Below are 19,424 nucleotides of genomic sequence, written 5' to 3' on the forward strand. Positions count from 1 at the left end.
TATGTTTTACTGTATTGTATTTTGCTTTTATAAATAACAACTTATTGGAATTTTCATCGTTTGTACTACACTTAATAATTAACTTTTCATTTATAAAATATTAAAAAATTTACTATACGTAATTATCTGTATTGCTGATATTTGTAATGTATTCAGTACTGCACAATTTTAATCATGACAATACAAACAACATACTAATTAAATCTATTTTTCACTCATATGTCTGTAATTCAATATCAGTTAAAACTTACTTTTAAAAAGAAAAATACACAAAATGCTACAAAAACCGATAAACTTGACAAATATATTAATTAAAGTACCATTTTATAGTTATAACGTGCCTGTAGCTCAGCCTGGATAGAGCATCAGCCTTCTAAGCTGTTGGTCAGGGGTTCGAATCCCTTCGGGCACGCCATAATATTAACTAATTTTAATTGTTAGTAAACTTTTGTATATCATTTTGTGATTTTCTGAATGAACAGTAGCAAATATTATGATGTAGTTATTTCAGGAGCAGGAACGAATGGAATAATAACAGCAATAGCCTTAAACCAACTCTCTATTTCTACAGCTTTAATAGATAAAAACAAAATTCTATCATCAATGCCAAAAGATAGAGTATTTGCTTTATCAAGGAGGTCTCAAGAAATACTAGACAAGTTCAACATATGGGACAACATTAAAGAACATTGTCCTATGTTAGATATTTTAATAAAAGACGAAGATAGCTCAATATTCACACATTATGATCATAAATCTATAAGTGATAAACCAATGGGTTATATTGTAGAAAGTAAATTTCTATGCGACGCTTTCAAAAAACACATAAAAAAATTAAATCTATATTCAGAATGTACATATAAATCAGTAAATATTGCAAACGACATAGTAAAAATAGAACTAACAGACAATACAACACTACTAACATCACTACTAATATCTGCTGAAGGTAAAAACTCAAAACTAAGACAAATATTTGATATAAAATCCATTAATTATGATTATTTTCAAAGTAGCATAATTTGCAATGTAAAACACACAAATCATCATAAAAATTTAGCAGTTGAACATTTCTCTTCAGTAGGACCACTTGCAATATTACCAATGTATGATGGATATAGATCTTCCATAGTTTGGACAAACAAAAAACATATTAGTGAAATGCTAATGAAATTAAGTAAACAAGATTTTATTACTGAATTAGAAAAAAAATGCGCTACATATTTAAATGATATAAAGTTAGACAGTGAAATTAAGTGTTTTCCTTTACATCTAACATTTGCTAAACATATATATAAAAATAGACTTGTACTAATAGGTGACGCAGCACATTCATTACACCCAATAGCAGGTCAAGGTTTAAATTTAGGCATAAGAGACATAGACAGATTAGTAGATAATATAAAATCAGCAAAACAATATGGTATAGATATAGGTAGTCACTATGTTCTAAAAAACTTTTCTTACGATAGATACTTCGACAATTTCTCTATGGCAGTTTTTACTACACTTATAAACAATGTATTTTCTAGAAAATCTTGTATTGTAAAATCTGCAAGAAGAGCTGGGTTATATATTATTCAAAATTCAAAAAGTATAAAAAATTATATGATAAAACATGCTATGGGAGTAGGAAAATTTAATTAGTCTCTATCAATCACATTATCATAATTCTGATTATTCTTTTTACTTTTCACACATAAAATATTTGAAACCATCTTATTTATTGATTCCTCTATCTCTGCAATTGCATTCTTTTTTATTTTATCAATTTCTTCAACATGATTAGTATCTATAAAGTTAAAGTCATTATAATTATAAAATTCTAAATTCTCCTTATTATAATTATCCTTTTTAAACATAGAACACACATACTCAAACAAACATCTAAAAAATTCATTCCAATTAATTTTAGAAACCTTCAAGTAAAACCAAAAAGGTATAATTAATGATACTCCTGCTTTAAAAAATACAGAATAAGTTAGTGAATCATAGTTATAATAACACCACTTTAAGTATTTATAAATATAAATAGCAACACTTTGAGGATCTTTATATGCAAAAGCAACTTTAATTCCTTCCTTCATGGCAATAAAAATAAAGGAAGAAAAATAAAGAAATAACGCAAGAAAAAACACCCTAACAACAAGGTTCTTTATATTTTTTAATAAAAATAAGAATAACATGTACCTGTAAAAAAGCATAAGGTTACTATATTAAGCTAACAAAAACACGGCTGGGATGGAAGGGTTCGAACCTCCGAATGACGGTATCAAAAACCGCTGCCTTACCACTTGGCTACATCCCATCTACAAAACAGTACCTAATATAGTAATTAGCAAACATTACCTCATGATTAACAAAGATTATATGGATCAAACAAAAATGCAAGAAAAATCAAAGTATTCATACAAATATAAGGATTGTATGTAGTTTTACACATCCAATAAACAAATTTTAATATCACTTTTTTTAAATAAATCATGTACTTAATAAAAAGGATTAATAACATATGAAAAAATAAACCTTGTATAATTTCATATTATTATCTATATAATAACAAAAGTTAGGATTGGTTATATTTTTTGTGAATTTTCAAAGTATAATAAAGAACTTACAGGATTACTGGGAAGATTATGGGTGCACGATATTTCAGCCATACACTTCTGAGTTAGGTGCAGCAACTCTTCATCCAGCAACTTCAATGACATCCATATCAAAGAAACCATCAAAGTTAGCTTATGTACAACCTGTTATTAGACCTTGTGATGGAAGATACGGTGATAATCCAAACCGTTTATATCAACATCATCAGTACCAAGTATTAATAAAACCATCAAGTACAGATTTACAACTAGATTACTTAAAAAGCCTAGAAAAAATAGGAATATCTATTGAAACTCACGATATAAAATTCATAGAGGATGATTGGGAAAATCCAAGTATTGGTGCTTGGGGACTTGGATGGGAGGTGACATGCAATGGAATGGAGATAACACAATTTACTTACATGCAGCAAGTAGGAGGTATTGAATGTTCTTTAGTACCTGGAGAAATTGCTTATGGGTTAGAAAGAATAGCAATGATAATTCAAAATGTTGATAACGTACACAAAATACTATGGGATGATAACGGAACAACTTATGGTGATGTATTTAAACAACGTGAATATGAGTTTTCTAAACTAGCTTTAGACTATTACGATGTAGATATACTTTTTAAGCAGTTCAATGAAGCAGAGCAAGTGTGTATTTCATTAATAGAAAAAAAGCTCCCATTAGCAGCATATGACATTTGTACAAAAGCAAGTCATATTCTTAATTTACTTGAATCACGTGGAGTAATAGGGGTAAATGAACGTGCATCTTACATATTACGCGTACGTAAACTTGCAAACTTATGTTGTAGCTTATATACTCAATGTCATTAAAATAAGTAAAACGACATGCCTTTAGAACTGTTATTTGAATGCTTATCAGAAGAAATACCACCTGAGATGCAGAATAGTGCGTACTTATACATAAACTCCTACATAAAAAAAGAATTAAACCGTTATAACATAAACTTTAAATCAATAGAGGTATTTGTAACTCCAAACAGATTAACTTTATACGTAAACAACATAGTAAACAGTTCATCAAACAATCTATTAAAAAGAAAAGGTCCAAAAGTATCAGCAGATAAAATTGCAATAGAAGGTTTTCTAAAGAAAGTTAATAAGAAAATAAGTGATCTAATAATCTGCAAAGTTGGTAATGATGAGTTTTATTATGCTGAAATTAGTAACAACATAGAAATAAATACAGAAAATATAATTTCATCAATTATAGAAAATATGTTAACCAATTTTCCATGGGATAAAAAAATGAGATGGGGAACTGGAAATACACATTGGATTCGGCCTATAATAAATATAATGTGTATACTTGATGGAAAAGTATTACCAATAAAATTTGCTGATATAGAAGCAAATAACAAATCACGTGGAAATAGATTTACAAAATTCTTTGAGGTAAAAGACTTTAATTCTTACATTTCACAGCTAAAAAAAAACAATGTAATTTTATGCCAAGAAGAAAGGATGAATTCAATACTTCAACAAATACAAAATATAACTGAAGAAAATAATTTAGTCTGTGAAAATAATCAAAACTTAATCAATAAGTTAAACGGTATTTTAGAATACCCAATTGTTATAATGGGATCAGTAGATGAAAAATTTCATGATTTACCAAAAGAATTAATACTAAGTGTAATGCATAATCACCAAAAATATTTAGCTGCTTTTACAGGTGGTAAAATTACGAACTTTATTACAATATCAACAGTATCAAATGATGCTATAATAAGTGGTCATAACAATGTACTAAATGCAAGGTTATCAGATGCAAGTTTTTTAATAAATAAAGATAAAGAATACAATATAGACTATTACATAGAAAAGCTAAAAAATATAGTATTCCATGCAAAGCTTGGATCTGTGTTTGAAAAAGTAAATCGGATAGTAGCTTTATCAAAATACATTTCTATGTGGATACCACATTCTTCACTAATAAAGGTAGAAAGGGCATCACAGTTATCTAAATTTGATTTATCAACACTAGCTGTAAAAGAATTCCCCGAACTACAGGGGATTATTGGAGGATACTATGCTTCATATTTTAACGAAGAGCTAGAAATATCAGAATCAATAGTTAATCATTATGAACCAACAAGTTCAAAAAAAGAATGTCCTTCTTCTCCTATAACAATAGCAGTATCAATATCTGACAAAACAGATAGCTTAGTTGGAATGATAGTTGCAGGAGAACAAGTCACAGGTTCTCGAGATCCTTTTTCAATAAGAAGAATGGCTATATCAGTTATTAGAACAATTATTGAAAACAATCTTAATATACCAATAAAACTTTTAGTAGAAAAATCTGTATCACTATATTCATATGCAATAACAGAAAAAAATGCTATCAACAAAATCAAAGATGTAATATCAAGAAAAAATAGAAGAAAAGATATTATTTTTTATGTATTAGAGTTTTTTTCAAACAGATTTAAAATTATGTTAAAAGAAGATGGCATTAAAGAAGATATAATAAATGCCGTAATTGAAAGTAGAAAATTCAATAATTTACTGATAATAAAGAAAGAGGCTAATCTACTTAACGAATATGTTTTTACTAACAACGGAATAGAAATAATAAAAGCATATAAAAGGCTAAGTAATATTAGTGACATAGAAGATAATATTAGTATCACAACAAAGCAAAAACCAAACAAGAAGTTATTTTCAGCAAATGAGGAACACGATTTATACAAAGAGATAAGTTACCAAAAAAATAATATAAAAAAGTTGATAAAGGAAAACAAATTTAAAGAGTCATTAGATAATCTTTACAATTTTAGTTGTTGTGTAAACAGATTTATGGATAACGTAAAAGTAAATGATAAGATGAATAAAGAGTTATATAAAAATAGAATTTCTCTTGTCAAAAGTGCATTTTATATTTTTGACTTAGTCACAGATTTCAGTAAGATTAAAAATACACACAAGTAAACCTTGAATTTTTTGGAAACCGTATATAAATATTTTACCATACTTGTAAAGAAGAATTGTTATGAGCAAAAGCGACTATTATGAACTATTAGGTGTAAGCAAAAATGCAACATCAGAAGAAATAAAGAAAGCTTATAGAAAAATGGCACTAAAGTATCACCCTGATACAAATCCTGGTAATAAAGAAGCAGAAGAAAAGTTTAAAGAGTTGTCAGAAGCATATGATGTTCTTATAGATCAAGATAAAAGAGCAGCTTACGATAAATATGGACATAATGCTTTTGATGGTGCTGCTGGAAGAGGCGGTTTTGACTTTAATAGTGGTTTTTCTGGTGACTTTTCTGATATATTTAATGATCTTTTTGGTGGTGGTTTCGGCAGTAGAGGAGGAAGAGGTTCATCCAGAAGAAGTGAAGGTGCTGCAGGTTCAGACTTAAGATTCGACGTAGAAATAACACTGGAAGACTCTTTTAATGGTAAGAAGGTACCTATAAGTTATGTAACTTATGTAAAGTGTTCCAGCTGTAGCGGTTCAGGAAGTGAGGGATCAGCAAAATCTGTACAATGTAATACGTGTCATGGTGCAGGTAGTGTTAGGACACAACAAGGATTTTTTACAATAGAAAGAACTTGCCATGTGTGCAACGGAGAAGGTGAAATTATACAAAACAAATGTAAGAAATGCTCAGGAAGTGGTCGTGTTAGAGATGAAGTAAATTTACTTGTTACAATTCCAAAAGGAATAGAAAGTGGAAATAAAATTAGATTAAACGGGAAAGGGGAAGCAGGGTACAGAGGAGCAAGAAGTGGAGATTTATACGTCTATTCTAACATACAAAAACATAAATTTTTCACACGTAGTGGACCTGATCTATATTGTACTGTACCTATAAAGATGACACTTGCTGCACTAGGTGGACACATAGAAATGCCATCTATAGACGGTACATGGACAAAAGTAAAAGTTCCAGAAGGATCACAAAGTGGTGATAAATTAAGGTTAAAAGAAAAGGGAATGCCAGTTATAAACTCATCAAAAAGAGGTGATATGTATATACAGATAACCGTAGAAACTCCAGTGAAATTAACAAAAAAACAAAAAGAACTTTTACAAAAATTTGATGATGAACCTAATGTAGATTGTAACCCTCAATCTACAGGCTTTTTTCAAAAAGTAAAAAGTTTTTGGAAAGACATTAGATCAAATTAAAATCTGCCAACCAGTAAAATACTTTTTTAGCATTTTAATGTGTACATCAATTTTTTATCTGTGCAGCATAAACATAATCGCTACTATCTTTTCTTTCAATATTCTTTAATGTTATATATAAATACAATAAACTTTTCATTTAATCTGATACATTCCATTTGTACTAACATACCAGTGAAACATGATCTTCTATATAAAATTATTTATAGTATTATATAAAAATTTTACTTAAAAAAAATTAGAATATATAGTTTATTTAAGTGATGTTTCTAATATTATATGTTAACGAATATACATACTGATTTTCTATATAATGTTTAGTATACTTTAATGATAAAGTTAGTAAAAAAATTTTTATATTATCATTAATTTATTATCACTACTACATTTGTGCTTTTATTTATATATAGTTATATAAAGTTCTATTTAGTGTAACGCTTCTTACGCTACAATCTGACAAAAAAACAATCCTAAATTTATTAATTAATACAAAAATTATATATGAACTCATTAAAATGATATAGAATACAATATTTTTGTTACATATTTACAAATTTAATTAAGAACTATATCATTTAACATGAGTTAGTAACATAGATAGACTTATTTCAATACAATGTTTCTAATATCACAAACTTATAAACATTATATGAAACAATTTCATTTATGTAAGTATATTACTTTACTGCTGAAACTGTAAAAAAATATTTTAATTATCAACATGTTTTTGTTTTTTAGTATTCTATATCAAGTCCTATGTCTTTATTTTTAAAAGAGTTAGTTATACATCCAATAGATATGTAATCTACACCTGTTAGTGCTATGCTTCTTACATTTCTTATATTAACACATCCAGAAACTTCAAGAACTGATTTTCCATTGACTATTTCCACTGCCTGCTTTATTTCACCAATACTCATGTTGTCTAATAAAATCATATCTACATTGTTAGATAATGATTCTTCAATTTGAGATATGTTATCACATTCAATTGCAACATATGCATTTTTTAAATTCATCCTAAGCCTTTGTATAGCCAAAGTAATACTTCCACAGCTAGCTATATGATTATCCTTTATAAGTACACCATCATATAAGCTATTTCTGTAATTTTCTCCACCTCCAACACATACGGAATATTTGTCTAACATTCTAAGACCAGGAGTGGTTTTTCTTGTACTGCGAATTTTAGCTTTCGTTCCGGAAACTTCATTAACAAATTGTCTAGTAATTGACGCTATACCAGAAGCATGTTGTATAAAGTTTAAAATAACTCTTTCAATTGGCATTAAGTGTATTGCTAATGCTTCTCCGCTTACTAAAGTACTATTTTTTCCTGCTATATTCCCGTCATTTTTATGAACTTTATATTTTATATACTCTTTTTTTGTATTGAAGATTTCTTCTAGTATTGGAATTCCACAAACTACCAAATCTTCCCTTGCATTTATAGAAAAATTTATTTTCTCATCCAATAATATACTATTAGTAGTTATATCACCGTTTTCTCCTAAATCTTCTTTCAGTGCGTTATTTATAATTTCTGAGAATGAAACTTTCATATTATTAACACTTTTTATGCTTTATATTACAACAACATTGAAGTAATGTAAAAATCTTATATTATTCAAATACAATTTATTATGAAATAATATGAATATTTACACTTCAATACTTGTACTGTCCTATTTAATAGGATCCATTCCATTTGGATTAATATTATCTTACATAGGTGGATTAGGTGATATCAGAAAGATAGGATCAGGAAATATTGGAGCAACTAATGTTTTCAGAAAAAGTAAGAAACTAGCTGTAGTAACTTTAATATTGGATTCTTTAAAGGGATTTGTATCTGTTATGTTAGCTAAAAATTTTAGTTCAGATCAGACATTTGTTTTTATGTCTGCATTATTTTCTATAATAGGTCACATGTTTCCTGTATGGTTATCATTTAAAGGCGGTAAAGGAGTTGCTACTCTTTTAGGTTCAATTATGTTTATTGAATACAAATTTGTTATATATTTCACAATTTTTTGGATAATAGTTTTTGTAATTTTCAGATATTCATCACTGTCGTCTATTATATCGACAATTTCTATTATGTTGTTAGTTTATACACATTATTCAGCAAATGAAAGTATTACTTTTCTAGTAATGTCTCTACTAGTAATAGTACAACATATTGAAAACATAGTGCGTATCATAAAAGGAAAAGAAAATAAGATATAATATATTCAAAAATTATTCTTTGAGTAAGCATGACAAAGTGCAACGGCTATTGCATCAGATATATCATAAGTACCTTTAAACTCAACATTTAAAATTTTCTCTACCATAAAATGAACTTGTTCTTTCTTTGCATGTCCATTTCCTGTAATAGATTTCTTTACATAATTTGATGAATATTCAAAAACTTGTATATTCATAGCATTTAAAGTCAATAACAAAACACCCCTTGCATAACATAATGATATTGAAGACCTAGGGTTCTTATTTATAAATACTTCTTCCATAGATGCACTGTTTATTTGATATGAGTTAAGTATATTTATAAGTTCTTTATGTATTTTATTTAACCTTTGACCAGGGGTTTCTTTATTGTTTGTTTTGATAACACCATTGCCTATTAACTTTATATCTTTTTCAATAGATAATATGCCCCAGCCTGTATGGTTCAAACCAGGATCTAGACCTATTACATTCATTTTATGAGCTTATCCAATATAGGAAAACAAAAAGCAATAGCCATATAACATCAACAAAATGCCAGTACCATGCAGCACATTCAAATCCTATGTGATTTTCTGGAGATAATTGATTTTTCTTTGCTCTAATCAAACATATAATTAAAAATACTGTACCAACTATTACGTGTAACCCATGAAACCCGGTTATCATGTAGAAGTTAGATGAATAAATAGCTTTTTCTCCAGTTTCATGGAAAGAAAAACCTGTATGCATATACTCTATTGCTTGAAATGTAGAGAATATAATGCCAAGTACTATAGTTGCACCTAACATCCTTATTGTAGTTCTATTGTCATTATTTATCAAAGAATAGTGAGACCAAGTTAGTGTACAACCTGATAACAGTAGTATAACAGTATTCAATAAAGGTATGGACCAAGGATCAAGTTTAGGAATATCACTTGGAGGCCAATTTAAGAGTTTACCAGGTATTAAATTATCAAAAGCGTATACAGGGAATAGCCATGCTTTAAAAAACGACCAAAAAAAACCAAAAAAAAACATTGTTTCTGAAAGGATAAGACCAGCCATAGCTAACCTAAGACCTTTTTTTACAATTTCTGTGTGACAGTTATCTCTTATTGCTTCTGTTACTATATCTTTCCACCATTTATAAAGAACTATACTAAGTGATGGAAGACCAAGTCCGAACATAACTTGACCAATATATGTACCATGTATTGTTCCAACTGCACCTAGTGCTGTTATCAAGACTGTAATTGAAAACAATAACGGCCATGGGCTAGGGTTTACTAAATGATGGTCATGTAGCTTCCCTTTCATTATTCCATCCCTAAAAGATTGTTTATTTATTAAGTTTCTATAATTAAAGCAGTATGTTGTCAAGATTATATTTTAATGTTTAACATTTAATATTGTGTTAAGAATTTGATTTTACTGTTTCTATAAGTGCTTCAATATTAGCTATGGGAGTGCTTGGAATTATTCCGTGTCCTAAGTTGAATATAAACGGTTCATCTTTCATAATGTTAATTAAATCTTTTGTCTGAGATATAGCTTTACTTTTATCATACGCTACTAGATATGGGTCTATATTTCCTTGTAATATTGATGATATGTTATCTTTTGCCCAGGATATTGGTACATTATAGTCGATGCTTGTGACTGATACTTCAGTTTCTTCTGAAAATTGCTTATACATTATTCCTGCTCCCTTTGGGAACCCTATAATTGGAAACTCTGGATATAATTTACGTATAGATGACACTATTTCTCTTGTAGGATTTATTATCCACTTTCTGAATTCGTTTGCTGATACAATTCCTGCGTTGCTGTCGAAGATTTGGATTATATCTACACCGCTTTCTATTTGTTTTATTAAGTATGAAATCGTTACTTTTGTGATTTTTTTTATGATTTTTCCTAATTCCTTATCTTGCAGGTAAGACATTTCTCTAATTTTTGAAAAATTCTTGTCTCGCCCTATCATATAAGAAGCTATAGTCCAAGGTGCACCTGCAAATCCTATTAATGGTTTGCTTTTCTGTAAAGATTTTCTGACCTCCTTTATGCCTTCAAAAACTTTTTTGAGGTGATCTATTACTGCTTTTTCCGGAACATCTATTTCTTTGTGACTTGAAATTAATTGCAGGCTTGGACCGTTTTCTTTTGTAAATTCTACATTGCATCCTAGTGCATCTGGGATCACTAGTATGTCTGAAAATATTATCGCCGCGTCCAAGCCGAACCTCTTTACCGGCTGTAGTGTAACCTCCTTTACAAGTTCTGGTGTGTAGCATAGCTCTAGGAAGCTACCGGCCTTCCTTGCCACTTCATGGTACTCTGGTAGGTACCTTCCAGCTTGCCTCATGAACCACACTGGCACCTCCTGTTGTTTGGACTTACTTACTATAGTTTTTAACATGCCTTTCCCCCGCAGAAATTATATATATATTATATCCTTATAGATAGTTCTTATAGTTGATCCCTGTGAATTATGTGAATAAAACTTGTTTTTGTAAAATATATGTTGAAAATTTGCCTATATGTTTTTTGTGAATAACTCTGTTAATAAAGTGCGTATTATATTGATTTTCTACTATAATATGTGTGTATAAGTAATATGTGAATTGTGTTGATAACTGTGGCTTTAATTAGTGCTTTATATGACAGTTATTGCGCACTTTGTATTCCTGATAACTCTGTGGATAACTATATGATAAAATATGGAAAACTTTTACCTACATGTTTCATGTTAGGTTATTAACAGGCTTGTTAACACAAACTTTATATAGAAAATAAAGTTTTGAATAGTATACTTAAGTAATAATAAAGAATTACAGATTGTATATGAGTGATAAACTTTCTGATAATAGTGATAGTGATGATAGATTTTCCTTGAGCGAATCACTGAGTGTGAAGTTAGTTTCTTTTATGTTGAAAAGAGTTCCAAAACTAAAAAAGATTATCGAAAATAATTTGATCAATGATAACGAAGGTTTTACCAATTCTCGCATGTTCCACAATCTTATAAAATTCAATGATTGCTTGGTAAGAGATGTAATGATTCCTAGGACTGAAATCTACGCTATAGACATTACAGATGTACCTAATAGCAAAGATCTGATAGATAAGGTAATAAGGGGACAATATACAAGAATTCCGGCATATGAAAGCAATTTGGACAACATAATAGGATTCATTCACATTAAAGACATAATTTCAAATTTCCACAATGAGTTTAACGCCAGAAATATCATACGTGAGGTCATGTACATTCCTCCATCTATGAAAGCAGTTAATTTGTTTATAAAAATGCAATCTTCTCACATACATGTAGCTATAGTAATAGATGAGTATGGTGGGACAGAGGGGTTAGTTACTATGGCTGATCTCATTGAGGAGGTAGTGGGTGATATAGGTGATGAACATGATGCGCCTACTGTACCAAGTATTGTGAATCTTTCTGATAATAAGGTTGAAGTAAATGCTAGGATACTAGTCAAAGATCTAGAAGAAACTTTCAATATTGATCTCAGAGACTGCAAAGAAGATGATTACGTAACAATAGGTGGTCTCATTTTATCTATGATAGGTAGAGTGCCTGTAGCAAATGAAATTTTTGAACACAAAAGCGGTGTAATATTTTCTATTAAAGAAGCTGACGACAGATGTATTTATAAGATCATCATTGATTTAAGTAAAGTAAAGAAAATTGGCTTAAAAGTTGATCATTGAGCTCAATTCATCAAGTGCAGATTTAGCTCTTGTAAAAGATGTTGCTAAATCTGCATTTATGTTTTTAACATCAGTAACCTTTGAATGTGTATTTGCAGGAAATGTAACTAAACTAATTTCCCACAAAGATATTTTCTTGAGTACCCTTATGCCTGTTTTTACATCTGTATAATCTTCTATGACACTATAGCCTATTGATAACGCATTGATTATTCCATTTTTAAGCATCAAATATGCTTCTTTTCCTTTTTGAAGATCTAGCAATAAATTTGCTGTTATGTGAAGTCCTATATTATTTTCAGTCATATTTGTGATATTACCTATAGGTTCTGCTGAATTATGCTGCCATAGTAGTTTTACTTTGTTTAAATCTTTTATGGTATTGCTAAATGCTCCTGGTAGTATTACATGTTTTTGTCTATCTATAACATTGAATACGCTTGCATATCCTGAAAAAGTACCGGATTGTTTTATATTTTTTTTCGATAAAAATAAATTACATGTTTTTTGTTGCATAAAAAGAACTTTTATAGTTGTTATTGATTAATTTTATTACAGAATCTTCAGATCTTATGATATTCCGTGGTAAGATGTGTTAGTACTGTTGAGTGTTTTTATAAGTGTGTTATAAAGTGTTACCATTCTCTATTGGAGGTAATCCAAAAGCTGCCCTTTTTTCATTTATAGTCATAAAAGTTGCATGTTCTACGTATTGCCACAGTTGTTTTCTTTTTTCTGTTAGTACAGAGATGGAATCTTTATCATATGATAAAAATATATTGTGCCCAAATTTAGGTGTTAACCAATTATTAAGGTGTGAAATAATGTTATCTAAGTGAGGTAATATTGTTTGTTCCCATAGTGATAATCTTGCTTCAATAAGGTTACTATATGTATTATCTCCTGGGATACCAAGTAATTGAGGTGGTACACCGAATGCTAATGCAATATCTCGTGCTGAACTATGTTTCGATTCAATAAAATCCATATCTTTAGGAGATAGGCTCATTTCTTTCCATTCTAATCCTCCTTCAAGTAATATTGGTCTTCCAGCATTTCTTGGGCCAGAATAGAATTCATCTACCTGTGATTTTAAACGTTTGTATTGTTCTTGTGTTAGACTTCCGTTACCATTTCCTTTTGTATTTACAATTAATGCTCCGCTTGGCCTTGCTCCATTTTGTAACATTGCCTGATTCCAAGATCCAGCCTGATTGTGTTGGTCTATACTATATGAAGCTGCTTCTATAGGAGATAATCCGTAATAATCGTTTAATGGGTGAAAGTTTTTTATATGTAGTATTTGTGAATAATTTGTTAATTTATTAATCTTATAGTCATAACTACAGCTATTTATTGAGTATCGGTATGAATAAGGTCTATTATCTTTGTCTGAGATAATTTCAACTCTATCTGGGCGTAGCAAATGGAGTTCTTTGGGGATCATACTATGGTTTTCTATCATTAAGATATAAGCATTTCCACTAATCAGTTTGTATGTAAGAATTCCTTCAATGAATTCTGATTTAGAAGTCGTATTATTTGGTCTAGATATTAGTTTTAACAAAGGGTGGTTTTTTATTTGAAATGTATTATTTCTTACAGTTTTGTTTAATATTAAAGGAACAGATGCTGCTGCTGACGCTATCATGTGAATAGATCTGAATGCAATTACATTTTTTATGTAACCATTTTCTGCAAAATTTGCGTAACTTCTATTTTTCCATACAGCTTCTGTGAATAATTGTATAGGTATTGAAAAAGTATAAGAGTAATCTTTTATTGATTTTTTTTTAAAGAAATGCATAGGTGAAACTCTTTGTGTATAATTTTTTATTGAGTTAAATTTATTTAGTAATATACTAGCTACATGTGATTTACCAATTTACTTGGTAATACAAATTGTGTGTAGTGTTTTGGCAACATTGTTGTTTTATACCTAGACTTAAATAATACATCCTATATTGATAAATATGGAAGCTATTTTTATGAAATATGCCTTTGCTTTTTTATGCGTTTTATAATGCTAGTAGTTTAATAGTATAGAGGTATTTTTGTTGTTATGATTGTACAATATGAATCTTATACTCAAAAAATACAGAAAGCATTCAGTGGTGCAGCGGATTCATATGATAAATTCTCTTATATACAGGATGTAGTTTTGCGTGAATTATGTAGTGCTGTGCAGTTAAAAGATTGTGATAAAAAGAACATACTAGATGTGGGTTGTGGTACTGGTAACATAAGTAAATTCTTAGATATCACAAATCATAACTTTATTCAAGTGGATCTATCTAAAGAAATGTGCGTCGTAGCTAAAGAAAAAAACAATGTGCTATCAGTAAATTGCAATATGGATATGATGCCATTTTGTGAAAATTTGTTTGATATAGTTATTGCTTCTATGGTTTTACAATGGTCTTGCAATATTAATCTTTCGTTGTTGGAGTTGCTCCGAGTGATCAAACCAAATGGTATGTTGTATATAGCAATTCCAATATTTGGAACTTTAATTGAATTGAATAATGTAATTGAAAAAATAGGAAAATCTTTTAGTAAGTTTTATCAGATGGATGAATTGATCAGTGTTATAAATTCTTTAGATGTTAAAATACAATGTGTATTTTGTTGTAACTATCGTCAGTACCATAAATCATTTCTTTCTTTATTGTTGAGTATGAAGTCAACAGGTGCATATGCAAAAAAAGTCTATGATAAACAATATAATATATTTAGCGTAAGCAGTATTTATAAGAAATTATATTCTTTGCAAAATTGTGTATTTAGCTCATGGAACATTATGTATTTAATTGTTAAAAAGTAATTTTTTTGTAATAATAAATAAATGAAAGAAGTTGATATTATAAAACTGTCACAAGAGATACGTCATTTATCTAAGGAAAATAATGCTGTAATTCTTGCTCATTACTATCAAGACTCAGAAATACAGGATATTGCTGATTTTATTGGTGACTCATTAGAGCTTTCTCGAAAAGCAGCAACAACTACAGCTAGTATTATTGTGTTTTGTGGTGTATACTTTATGGCTGAAGTTGCAAAAATCATTAATCCTACAAAAAAGGTTTTGTTGCCGGATTTAAAAGCAGGATGTTCTTTAGCTGATTCTTGTGATGCTAAAAGTTTTAAGAAGTTTCGTGAACTGCATAAAGATTGTGTATCAATCACATATATCAATTCTTCAGCTGAAGTAAAAGCTTATTCTGATATAATTTGTACATCTTCAAGTGCTGAAAAGATAATAAGACAAATACCGGAAGACAAACAAATTCTATTTGCTCCAGATAAATTTCTTGGTGGTTTTTTAGAAAAGAAAACAAATAGAAAAATGATTTTATGGCCTGGTACTTGTATGGTTCATGAGAGTTTTTCTGAGCGAGAGTTGATTGATATGATGGTAAGACATGATAAAGCATATGTTTTAGCTCATCCTGAATGTCCTGATAATTTGTTAAGACATTCTCATTTTATTGGATCAACAACTCAGTTATTAAAATTTTCTGCTGAGAGGCCTAATTCAGAGTTTATAATTTTAACTGAAGAAGGAATTATTCATCAGATGAAAAAATTATCTCCTGGGAGTACTTTTTATGTAGTTAATACTTTGGATGGTGGTTGTGCTTCGTGTAATAAATGTCCACATATGCGTTTGAATACTTTGGAAAAATTATGTTTGTGTTTGAAAAATGGTTATCCTGAAGTTACGCTTGATACTGAGATTAGTAATATGGCAAAAAAATCCTTGGATGCTATGTTTAAAATGACTTGATTTTTTTATGTTTTTAGTAGTACGACAATAAATAAAAAAATATATAGTTCGAAGTCTACTACTAAAGTTTTGGTGTATGCTGCTGTTGTTAGTGATAGCATCCTTATCAGTTTTTTACATATTTGCATTAGAATTTTTATTTTGTGGAAGTTCACATTAACTGTTTAATAGTAACTTAAATGTCATGTGAGAAATACAATTATTTATTTAGGTTTTCATCGAAATATTTAAACTTGTCTTTTCTATATTTGTAAGATTCTGCTTCTGGGTAGGCGGTTTTAGCAGAAGTTATATTTTTCCATTCTTTAGAAAATTTTTTATTTATTTCATAAGATTTTTTAATATTTTTCTGCTCTTCATTTAATTCACTATCGCTACATTCTAATATGTCTTTTATGGAATCATCTGGCACGATTGCATCAATAGGACATTCAGGAATACACACTCCACAGTCTATACACTGGTCAGGATCTATGACTAGCATATTAGCCCCCTCATAGAAGCAATCTACCGGGCATACTTCAACACAATCAGTATATTTGCATCTTATGCACTTATCGGTAACGAAGTGTGTCATTACAGAGTTATTAATAATAAAGTAACCATTTTTATTGTAATGTTTTTTCTTGCCAAGTTCAATTAATTTATTGTTTACATAAGGTATAAATGCGGATTATGGTTAAATTATGCATGTCGTAAGTATAAAATAAGTTGATAAGTGTTTTGTTATATCCTAATAGATATAGGAGGCATTGGTTCTATATAAATGTTATTTTATGATAAATAATTAATTTTTAACAGGATGAATTTGTGCAATGTATTTAAATTAAGAGGATTTTTATGGATATTGATAACAATAATGTGACTACATCAAGTACGCAAGATAAAAGTGGGAATTTAATGGAAGTGATTATGCGTATATTAAATTTTGGTAATAATTCAGATGAGAAAGTAAGCAATGAAGACACTAAAGTTCTTGTAGAGAGTTTACAACCTGCTGTGAATGACAATGTAGGAAATCCATCAAGTGAAGTTGGTAAAGAAGAAAATGCTCCTGAAGTTAAAGCGGAAGATTTGCAACCTGCTGTAGATGGTAGTGTAGAACATTCATCAAGTGAAGTTGGGAAAAAAGTATCTGAAACTAGTAAAGAGGAAAGTACTCCTGAAGTTAAAGCAGAAGATTTGCAACCTGCTGTAGATGGTAGTATAGAACATTCATCAAGTGAAGTTGGAGAAAAAGTATCTAAAACTAGTAAAGAGGAAAGTACTCCTGAAGTTAAAGCAGAAGATTTGCAACCTGCTGTAGATGATAGTGTGGAACATTCATCAAGTGAAGTTGGAGAAAAAGTATCTGAAACTAGTAAAGAGGAAAATACTCCTGAAGTTAAAGCAGAAGATTTGCAACCTGCTGTAGATGGTAGTATAGAACATTCATCAAGTGAAGTTGGAGAAAAAGTATCTAAAACTAGTAAAGAGGAAAGTACTCCTGAAGTTAAAGCAGAAGATTTGCAACCTGCTGTAGATGATAGTGTGGAACATTCATCAAGTGAAGTTGGAGAAAAAGTATCTGAAACTAGTAAAGAGGAAAATACTCCTGAAGTTAAAGCAGAAGATTTGCAACCTGCTGTAGATGGTAGTGTGGAACATTCATCAAGTGAAGTTGGAGAAAAAGTATCTAAAACTAGTAAAGAGGAAAGTACTCCTGAAGTTAAAGCAGAAGATTTGCAACCTGCTGTAGATGATAGTGTGGAACATTCATCAAGTGAAGTTGGAGAAAAAGTATCTGAAACTAGTAAAGAGGAAAATACTCCTGAAGTTAGAGCAGAAGATTTGCAACCTGCTGTAGATGGTAGTGTAGAACATTCATCAAGTGAAGTTGGAGAAAAAGTATCTGAAACTAGTAAAGAGGAAAGTACTCCTGAAGTTAAAGCAGAAGATTTGCAACCTGCTGTAGATAGTAGTATAGAACATTCATCAAGTGAAGTTGGGAAAAAAGTATCTGAAACTAGTAAAGAGGAAAGTACTCCTGAAGTTAAAGCAGAAGATTTGCAACCTGCTGTAGATGGTAGTGTAGAACATTCATCAAGTGAAGTTGGAGAAAAAGTATCTGAAACTAGTAAAGAGGAAAATACTCCTGAAGTTAAAGCAGAAGATTTGCAACCTGCTGTAGATGGTAGTGTAGAACATTCATCAAGTGAAGTTGGAGAAAAAGTATCTGAAACTAGTAAAGAGGAAAATACTCCTGAAGTTAAAGCGGAAGATTTGCAACCTGCTGTAGATGGTAGTGTAGAACATTCATCAAGTGAAGTTGGAGAAAAAGTATCTGAAACTAGTAAAGAAGAAAGTACTCCTGAAGTTAAAGCAGAAGATTTGCAACCTGCTGTAGATGATAGTGTAGAACATTCATCAAGTGAAGTTGGAGAAAAAGTATCTGAAACTAGTAAAGAAGAAAGTACTCCTGAAGTTAAAGCGGAAGATTTGCAACCTGCTGTAGATGGTAGTGTGGAACATTCATCAAGTGAAGTTGGAGAAAAAGTATCTGAGACTAGTAAAGAGGAAAGTACTCCTGAAGTTAAAGCGGAAGTACAGCCTGTTGCAGATGGTAATCCTGTTCCTTTAAATCCTATGCCTTCAATTGATAATATTGATACTAATATAATATTCCATTACCATAAAGACTGTAAAAAAGGTTCAGCTGTAGGAACAGATGAAATGTGTTGTCCTGTATCAGAATTAATGGCTGGGGAACATGTTCATATGTATGGAATTTATGTCTATAGAGTTCAATCAGTAAAGGATTTAAGTGGTGTATTTAATATAGATCATTCTACATGTGATTGTAATTTAGATGTTTATTTTGTAGGATACAATTCTTTTACTAACAAAGAAACAGTTGATTTAATATAATATTGTAGTACGTAAGCTTTATA

At 29.8% G+C, this 19,424-nt stretch carries 17 protein-coding genes and 2 tRNA genes; 10 read left to right on the forward strand and 9 right to left on the reverse strand.

Annotated features, from left to right (window positions below; translation table 11 throughout):
• Window positions 1-337: 337 nt before the first annotated feature.
• Both ECAJ_RS00005 and ECAJ_RS00010 read left to right on the forward strand, forming a co-directional pair.
• Window positions 338-415 (forward strand) — tRNA-Arg (locus tag ECAJ_RS00005).
• A 59-nt stretch (window positions 416-474) separates the two neighbouring features.
• On the forward strand, window positions 475-1,647 hold the full coding sequence (locus tag ECAJ_RS00010; protein WP_011304130.1) for an FAD-dependent monooxygenase: 1,173 nt from the start codon (window positions 475-477) through the stop codon (window positions 1,645-1,647).
• On the opposite strand, the gene ECAJ_RS00015 is transcribed toward ECAJ_RS00010, so the two are convergent.
• Together ECAJ_RS00015 and ECAJ_RS00020 are read right to left on the reverse strand one after the other, a co-directional pair.
• Window positions 1,644-2,186, reverse strand: a complete 543-nt coding sequence (locus ECAJ_RS00015) for a hypothetical protein (RefSeq protein WP_231243041.1) — start codon at window positions 2,184-2,186, stop codon at window positions 1,644-1,646. The two genes, ECAJ_RS00010 and ECAJ_RS00015, sit on opposite strands and share 4 nt — an antisense overlap.
• 50 nt (window positions 2,187-2,236) lie before the next feature.
• Window positions 2,237-2,308 (reverse strand) — tRNA-Gln (locus tag ECAJ_RS00020).
• Between the two features lie 279 nt (window positions 2,309-2,587).
• On the opposite strand from ECAJ_RS00020, the gene ECAJ_RS00025 reads away from it, so the two are divergent.
• The 3 genes from ECAJ_RS00025 (at window position 2,588) to dnaJ (ending at window position 6,761) form a co-directional block, all read left to right on the forward strand.
• A complete protein-coding gene (locus ECAJ_RS00025; RefSeq protein ID WP_011304132.1) occupies window positions 2,588-3,430 on the forward strand; it encodes a glycine--tRNA ligase subunit alpha in 843 nt (280 codons plus the stop codon).
• A gap of 15 nt (window positions 3,431-3,445) precedes the next feature.
• Complete coding sequence (gene glyS, locus ECAJ_RS00030; RefSeq protein WP_011304133.1) at window positions 3,446-5,551, forward strand: glycine--tRNA ligase subunit beta; 2,106 nt, start codon at window positions 3,446-3,448, stop codon at window positions 5,549-5,551.
• A gap of 61 nt (window positions 5,552-5,612) precedes the next feature.
• Window positions 5,613-6,761 carry a molecular chaperone DnaJ gene (gene dnaJ, locus ECAJ_RS00035; protein WP_011304134.1) on the forward strand — a complete coding sequence of 383 codons (1,149 nt, stop codon included), beginning with the start codon at window positions 5,613-5,615 and terminating at the stop codon, window positions 6,759-6,761.
• A 734-nt stretch (window positions 6,762-7,495) separates the two neighbouring features.
• On the opposite strand, the gene nadC is transcribed toward dnaJ, so the two are convergent.
• The gene (gene nadC / locus ECAJ_RS00040; RefSeq protein ID WP_011304135.1) at window positions 7,496-8,323 is read right to left on the reverse strand and encodes a carboxylating nicotinate-nucleotide diphosphorylase; all 828 of its coding nucleotides are present in this window, start codon (window positions 8,321-8,323) and stop codon (window positions 7,496-7,498) included.
• A gap of 91 nt (window positions 8,324-8,414) precedes the next feature.
• Here nadC and plsY point away from each other — a divergent pair, with 91 nt between their 5' ends.
• Complete coding sequence (gene plsY / locus ECAJ_RS00045; RefSeq protein WP_011304136.1) at window positions 8,415-8,990, forward strand: glycerol-3-phosphate 1-O-acyltransferase PlsY; 576 nt, start codon at window positions 8,415-8,417, stop codon at window positions 8,988-8,990.
• Between the two features lie 5 nt (window positions 8,991-8,995).
• Here the strand turns inward: plsY and ruvC are convergent, their stop codons facing one another.
• The 3 genes from ruvC to hemE all read right to left on the reverse strand — a co-directional run bounded on the left by ruvC (window position 8,996) and on the right by hemE (window position 11,394).
• Window positions 8,996-9,466: a crossover junction endodeoxyribonuclease RuvC gene (gene ruvC / locus ECAJ_RS00050; RefSeq protein WP_011304137.1), complete on the reverse strand. Its 471-nt coding sequence runs from the start codon at window positions 9,464-9,466 to the stop codon at window positions 8,996-8,998.
• A 1-nt stretch (window position 9,467) separates the two neighbouring features.
• Window positions 9,468-10,292: a cytochrome c oxidase subunit 3 gene (locus ECAJ_RS00055; RefSeq protein WP_011304138.1), complete on the reverse strand. Its 825-nt coding sequence runs from the start codon at window positions 10,290-10,292 to the stop codon at window positions 9,468-9,470.
• A gap of 97 nt (window positions 10,293-10,389) precedes the next feature.
• Window positions 10,390-11,394, reverse strand: a complete 1,005-nt coding sequence (gene hemE, locus ECAJ_RS00060) for a uroporphyrinogen decarboxylase (protein WP_011304139.1) — start codon at window positions 11,392-11,394, stop codon at window positions 10,390-10,392.
• A 425-nt stretch (window positions 11,395-11,819) separates the two neighbouring features.
• Here hemE and ECAJ_RS00065 point away from each other — a divergent pair, with 425 nt between their 5' ends.
• On the forward strand, window positions 11,820-12,707 hold the full coding sequence (locus ECAJ_RS00065; protein ID WP_011304140.1) for a hemolysin family protein: 888 nt from the start codon (window positions 11,820-11,822) through the stop codon (window positions 12,705-12,707).
• On the opposite strand, the gene ECAJ_RS00070 is transcribed toward ECAJ_RS00065, so the two are convergent.
• Together ECAJ_RS00070 and ECAJ_RS00075 are read right to left on the reverse strand one after the other, a co-directional pair.
• A complete protein-coding gene (locus tag ECAJ_RS00070; protein WP_011304141.1) occupies window positions 12,690-13,223 on the reverse strand; it encodes an HK97 family phage prohead protease in 534 nt (177 codons plus the stop codon). The two genes, ECAJ_RS00065 and ECAJ_RS00070, sit on opposite strands and share 18 nt — an antisense overlap.
• A 109-nt stretch (window positions 13,224-13,332) precedes the next feature.
• Window positions 13,333-14,514 (reverse strand): phage portal protein, encoded by a 1,182-nt coding sequence (locus ECAJ_RS00075; RefSeq protein ID WP_011304142.1) that lies wholly within the window; start codon window positions 14,512-14,514, stop codon window positions 13,333-13,335.
• 255 nt (window positions 14,515-14,769) lie between these two features.
• Here ECAJ_RS00075 and ECAJ_RS00080 point away from each other — a divergent pair, with 255 nt between their 5' ends.
• Both ECAJ_RS00080 and nadA read left to right on the forward strand, forming a co-directional pair.
• Window positions 14,770-15,531: a methyltransferase domain-containing protein gene (locus ECAJ_RS00080; protein WP_011304143.1), complete on the forward strand. Its 762-nt coding sequence runs from the start codon at window positions 14,770-14,772 to the stop codon at window positions 15,529-15,531.
• A gap of 21 nt (window positions 15,532-15,552) precedes the next feature.
• Entirely contained in the window at window positions 15,553-16,494 is a 942-nt protein-coding gene (gene nadA / locus ECAJ_RS00085) for a quinolinate synthase NadA (RefSeq protein ID WP_011304144.1), read from the forward strand.
• Window positions 16,495-16,693: 199 nt separating this feature from the next.
• On the opposite strand, the gene ECAJ_RS00090 is transcribed toward nadA, so the two are convergent.
• Window positions 16,694-17,071 carry a ferredoxin family protein gene (locus ECAJ_RS00090; protein ID WP_011304145.1) on the reverse strand — a complete coding sequence of 126 codons (378 nt, stop codon included), beginning with the start codon at window positions 17,069-17,071 and terminating at the stop codon, window positions 16,694-16,696.
• A gap of 263 nt (window positions 17,072-17,334) precedes the next feature.
• On the opposite strand from ECAJ_RS00090, the gene ECAJ_RS00095 reads away from it, so the two are divergent.
• Window positions 17,335-19,401 carry a hypothetical protein gene (locus tag ECAJ_RS00095; protein ID WP_011304146.1) on the forward strand — a complete coding sequence of 689 codons (2,067 nt, stop codon included), beginning with the start codon at window positions 17,335-17,337 and terminating at the stop codon, window positions 19,399-19,401.
• Window positions 19,402-19,424 lie beyond the last annotated feature (23 nt).

Origin of the sequence: Ehrlichia canis str. Jake (assembly GCF_000012565.1) — a bacterium.
Taxonomy (GTDB): Bacteria; Pseudomonadota; Alphaproteobacteria; order Rickettsiales; family Anaplasmataceae; genus Ehrlichia; species Ehrlichia canis.

Excerpts from the sequence above, each read along its gene's own strand:
- ruvC (WP_011304137.1), bottom strand. The coding sequence starts at position 9,466 with ATGAATGTAATAGGTCTAGATCCTGGTTTGAACCATACAGGCTGGGGC.
- glyS (WP_011304133.1), top strand. The coding sequence starts at position 3,446 with ATGCCTTTAGAACTGTTATTTGAATGCTTATCAGAAGAAATACCACCT.
- ECAJ_RS00055 (WP_011304138.1), bottom strand. The coding sequence starts at position 10,292 with ATGAAAGGGAAGCTACATGACCATCATTTAGTAAACCCTAGCCCATGG.
- nadC (WP_011304135.1), bottom strand. The coding sequence starts at position 8,323 with ATGAAAGTTTCATTCTCAGAAATTATAAATAACGCACTGAAAGAAGAT.
- ECAJ_RS00010 (WP_011304130.1), top strand. The coding sequence starts at position 475 with ATGAACAGTAGCAAATATTATGATGTAGTTATTTCAGGAGCAGGAACG.
- hemE (WP_011304139.1), bottom strand. The coding sequence starts at position 11,394 with ATGTTAAAAACTATAGTAAGTAAGTCCAAACAACAGGAGGTGCCAGTG.
- plsY (WP_011304136.1), top strand. The coding sequence starts at position 8,415 with ATGAATATTTACACTTCAATACTTGTACTGTCCTATTTAATAGGATCC.
- dnaJ (WP_011304134.1), top strand. The coding sequence starts at position 5,613 with ATGAGCAAAAGCGACTATTATGAACTATTAGGTGTAAGCAAAAATGCA.
- ECAJ_RS00075 (WP_011304142.1), bottom strand. The coding sequence starts at position 14,514 with ATGCATTTCTTTAAAAAAAAATCAATAAAAGATTACTCTTATACTTTT.
- ECAJ_RS00070 (WP_011304141.1), bottom strand. The coding sequence starts at position 13,223 with ATGCAACAAAAAACATGTAATTTATTTTTATCGAAAAAAAATATAAAA.
- ECAJ_RS00095 (WP_011304146.1), top strand. The coding sequence starts at position 17,335 with ATGGATATTGATAACAATAATGTGACTACATCAAGTACGCAAGATAAA.
- nadA (WP_011304144.1), top strand. The coding sequence starts at position 15,553 with ATGAAAGAAGTTGATATTATAAAACTGTCACAAGAGATACGTCATTTA.
- ECAJ_RS00080 (WP_011304143.1), top strand. The coding sequence starts at position 14,770 with ATGATTGTACAATATGAATCTTATACTCAAAAAATACAGAAAGCATTC.
- ECAJ_RS00015 (WP_231243041.1), bottom strand. The coding sequence starts at position 2,186 with ATGTTATTCTTATTTTTATTAAAAAATATAAAGAACCTTGTTGTTAGG.
- ECAJ_RS00065 (WP_011304140.1), top strand. The coding sequence starts at position 11,820 with ATGAGTGATAAACTTTCTGATAATAGTGATAGTGATGATAGATTTTCC.
- ECAJ_RS00090 (WP_011304145.1), bottom strand. The coding sequence starts at position 17,071 with ATGACACACTTCGTTACCGATAAGTGCATAAGATGCAAATATACTGAT.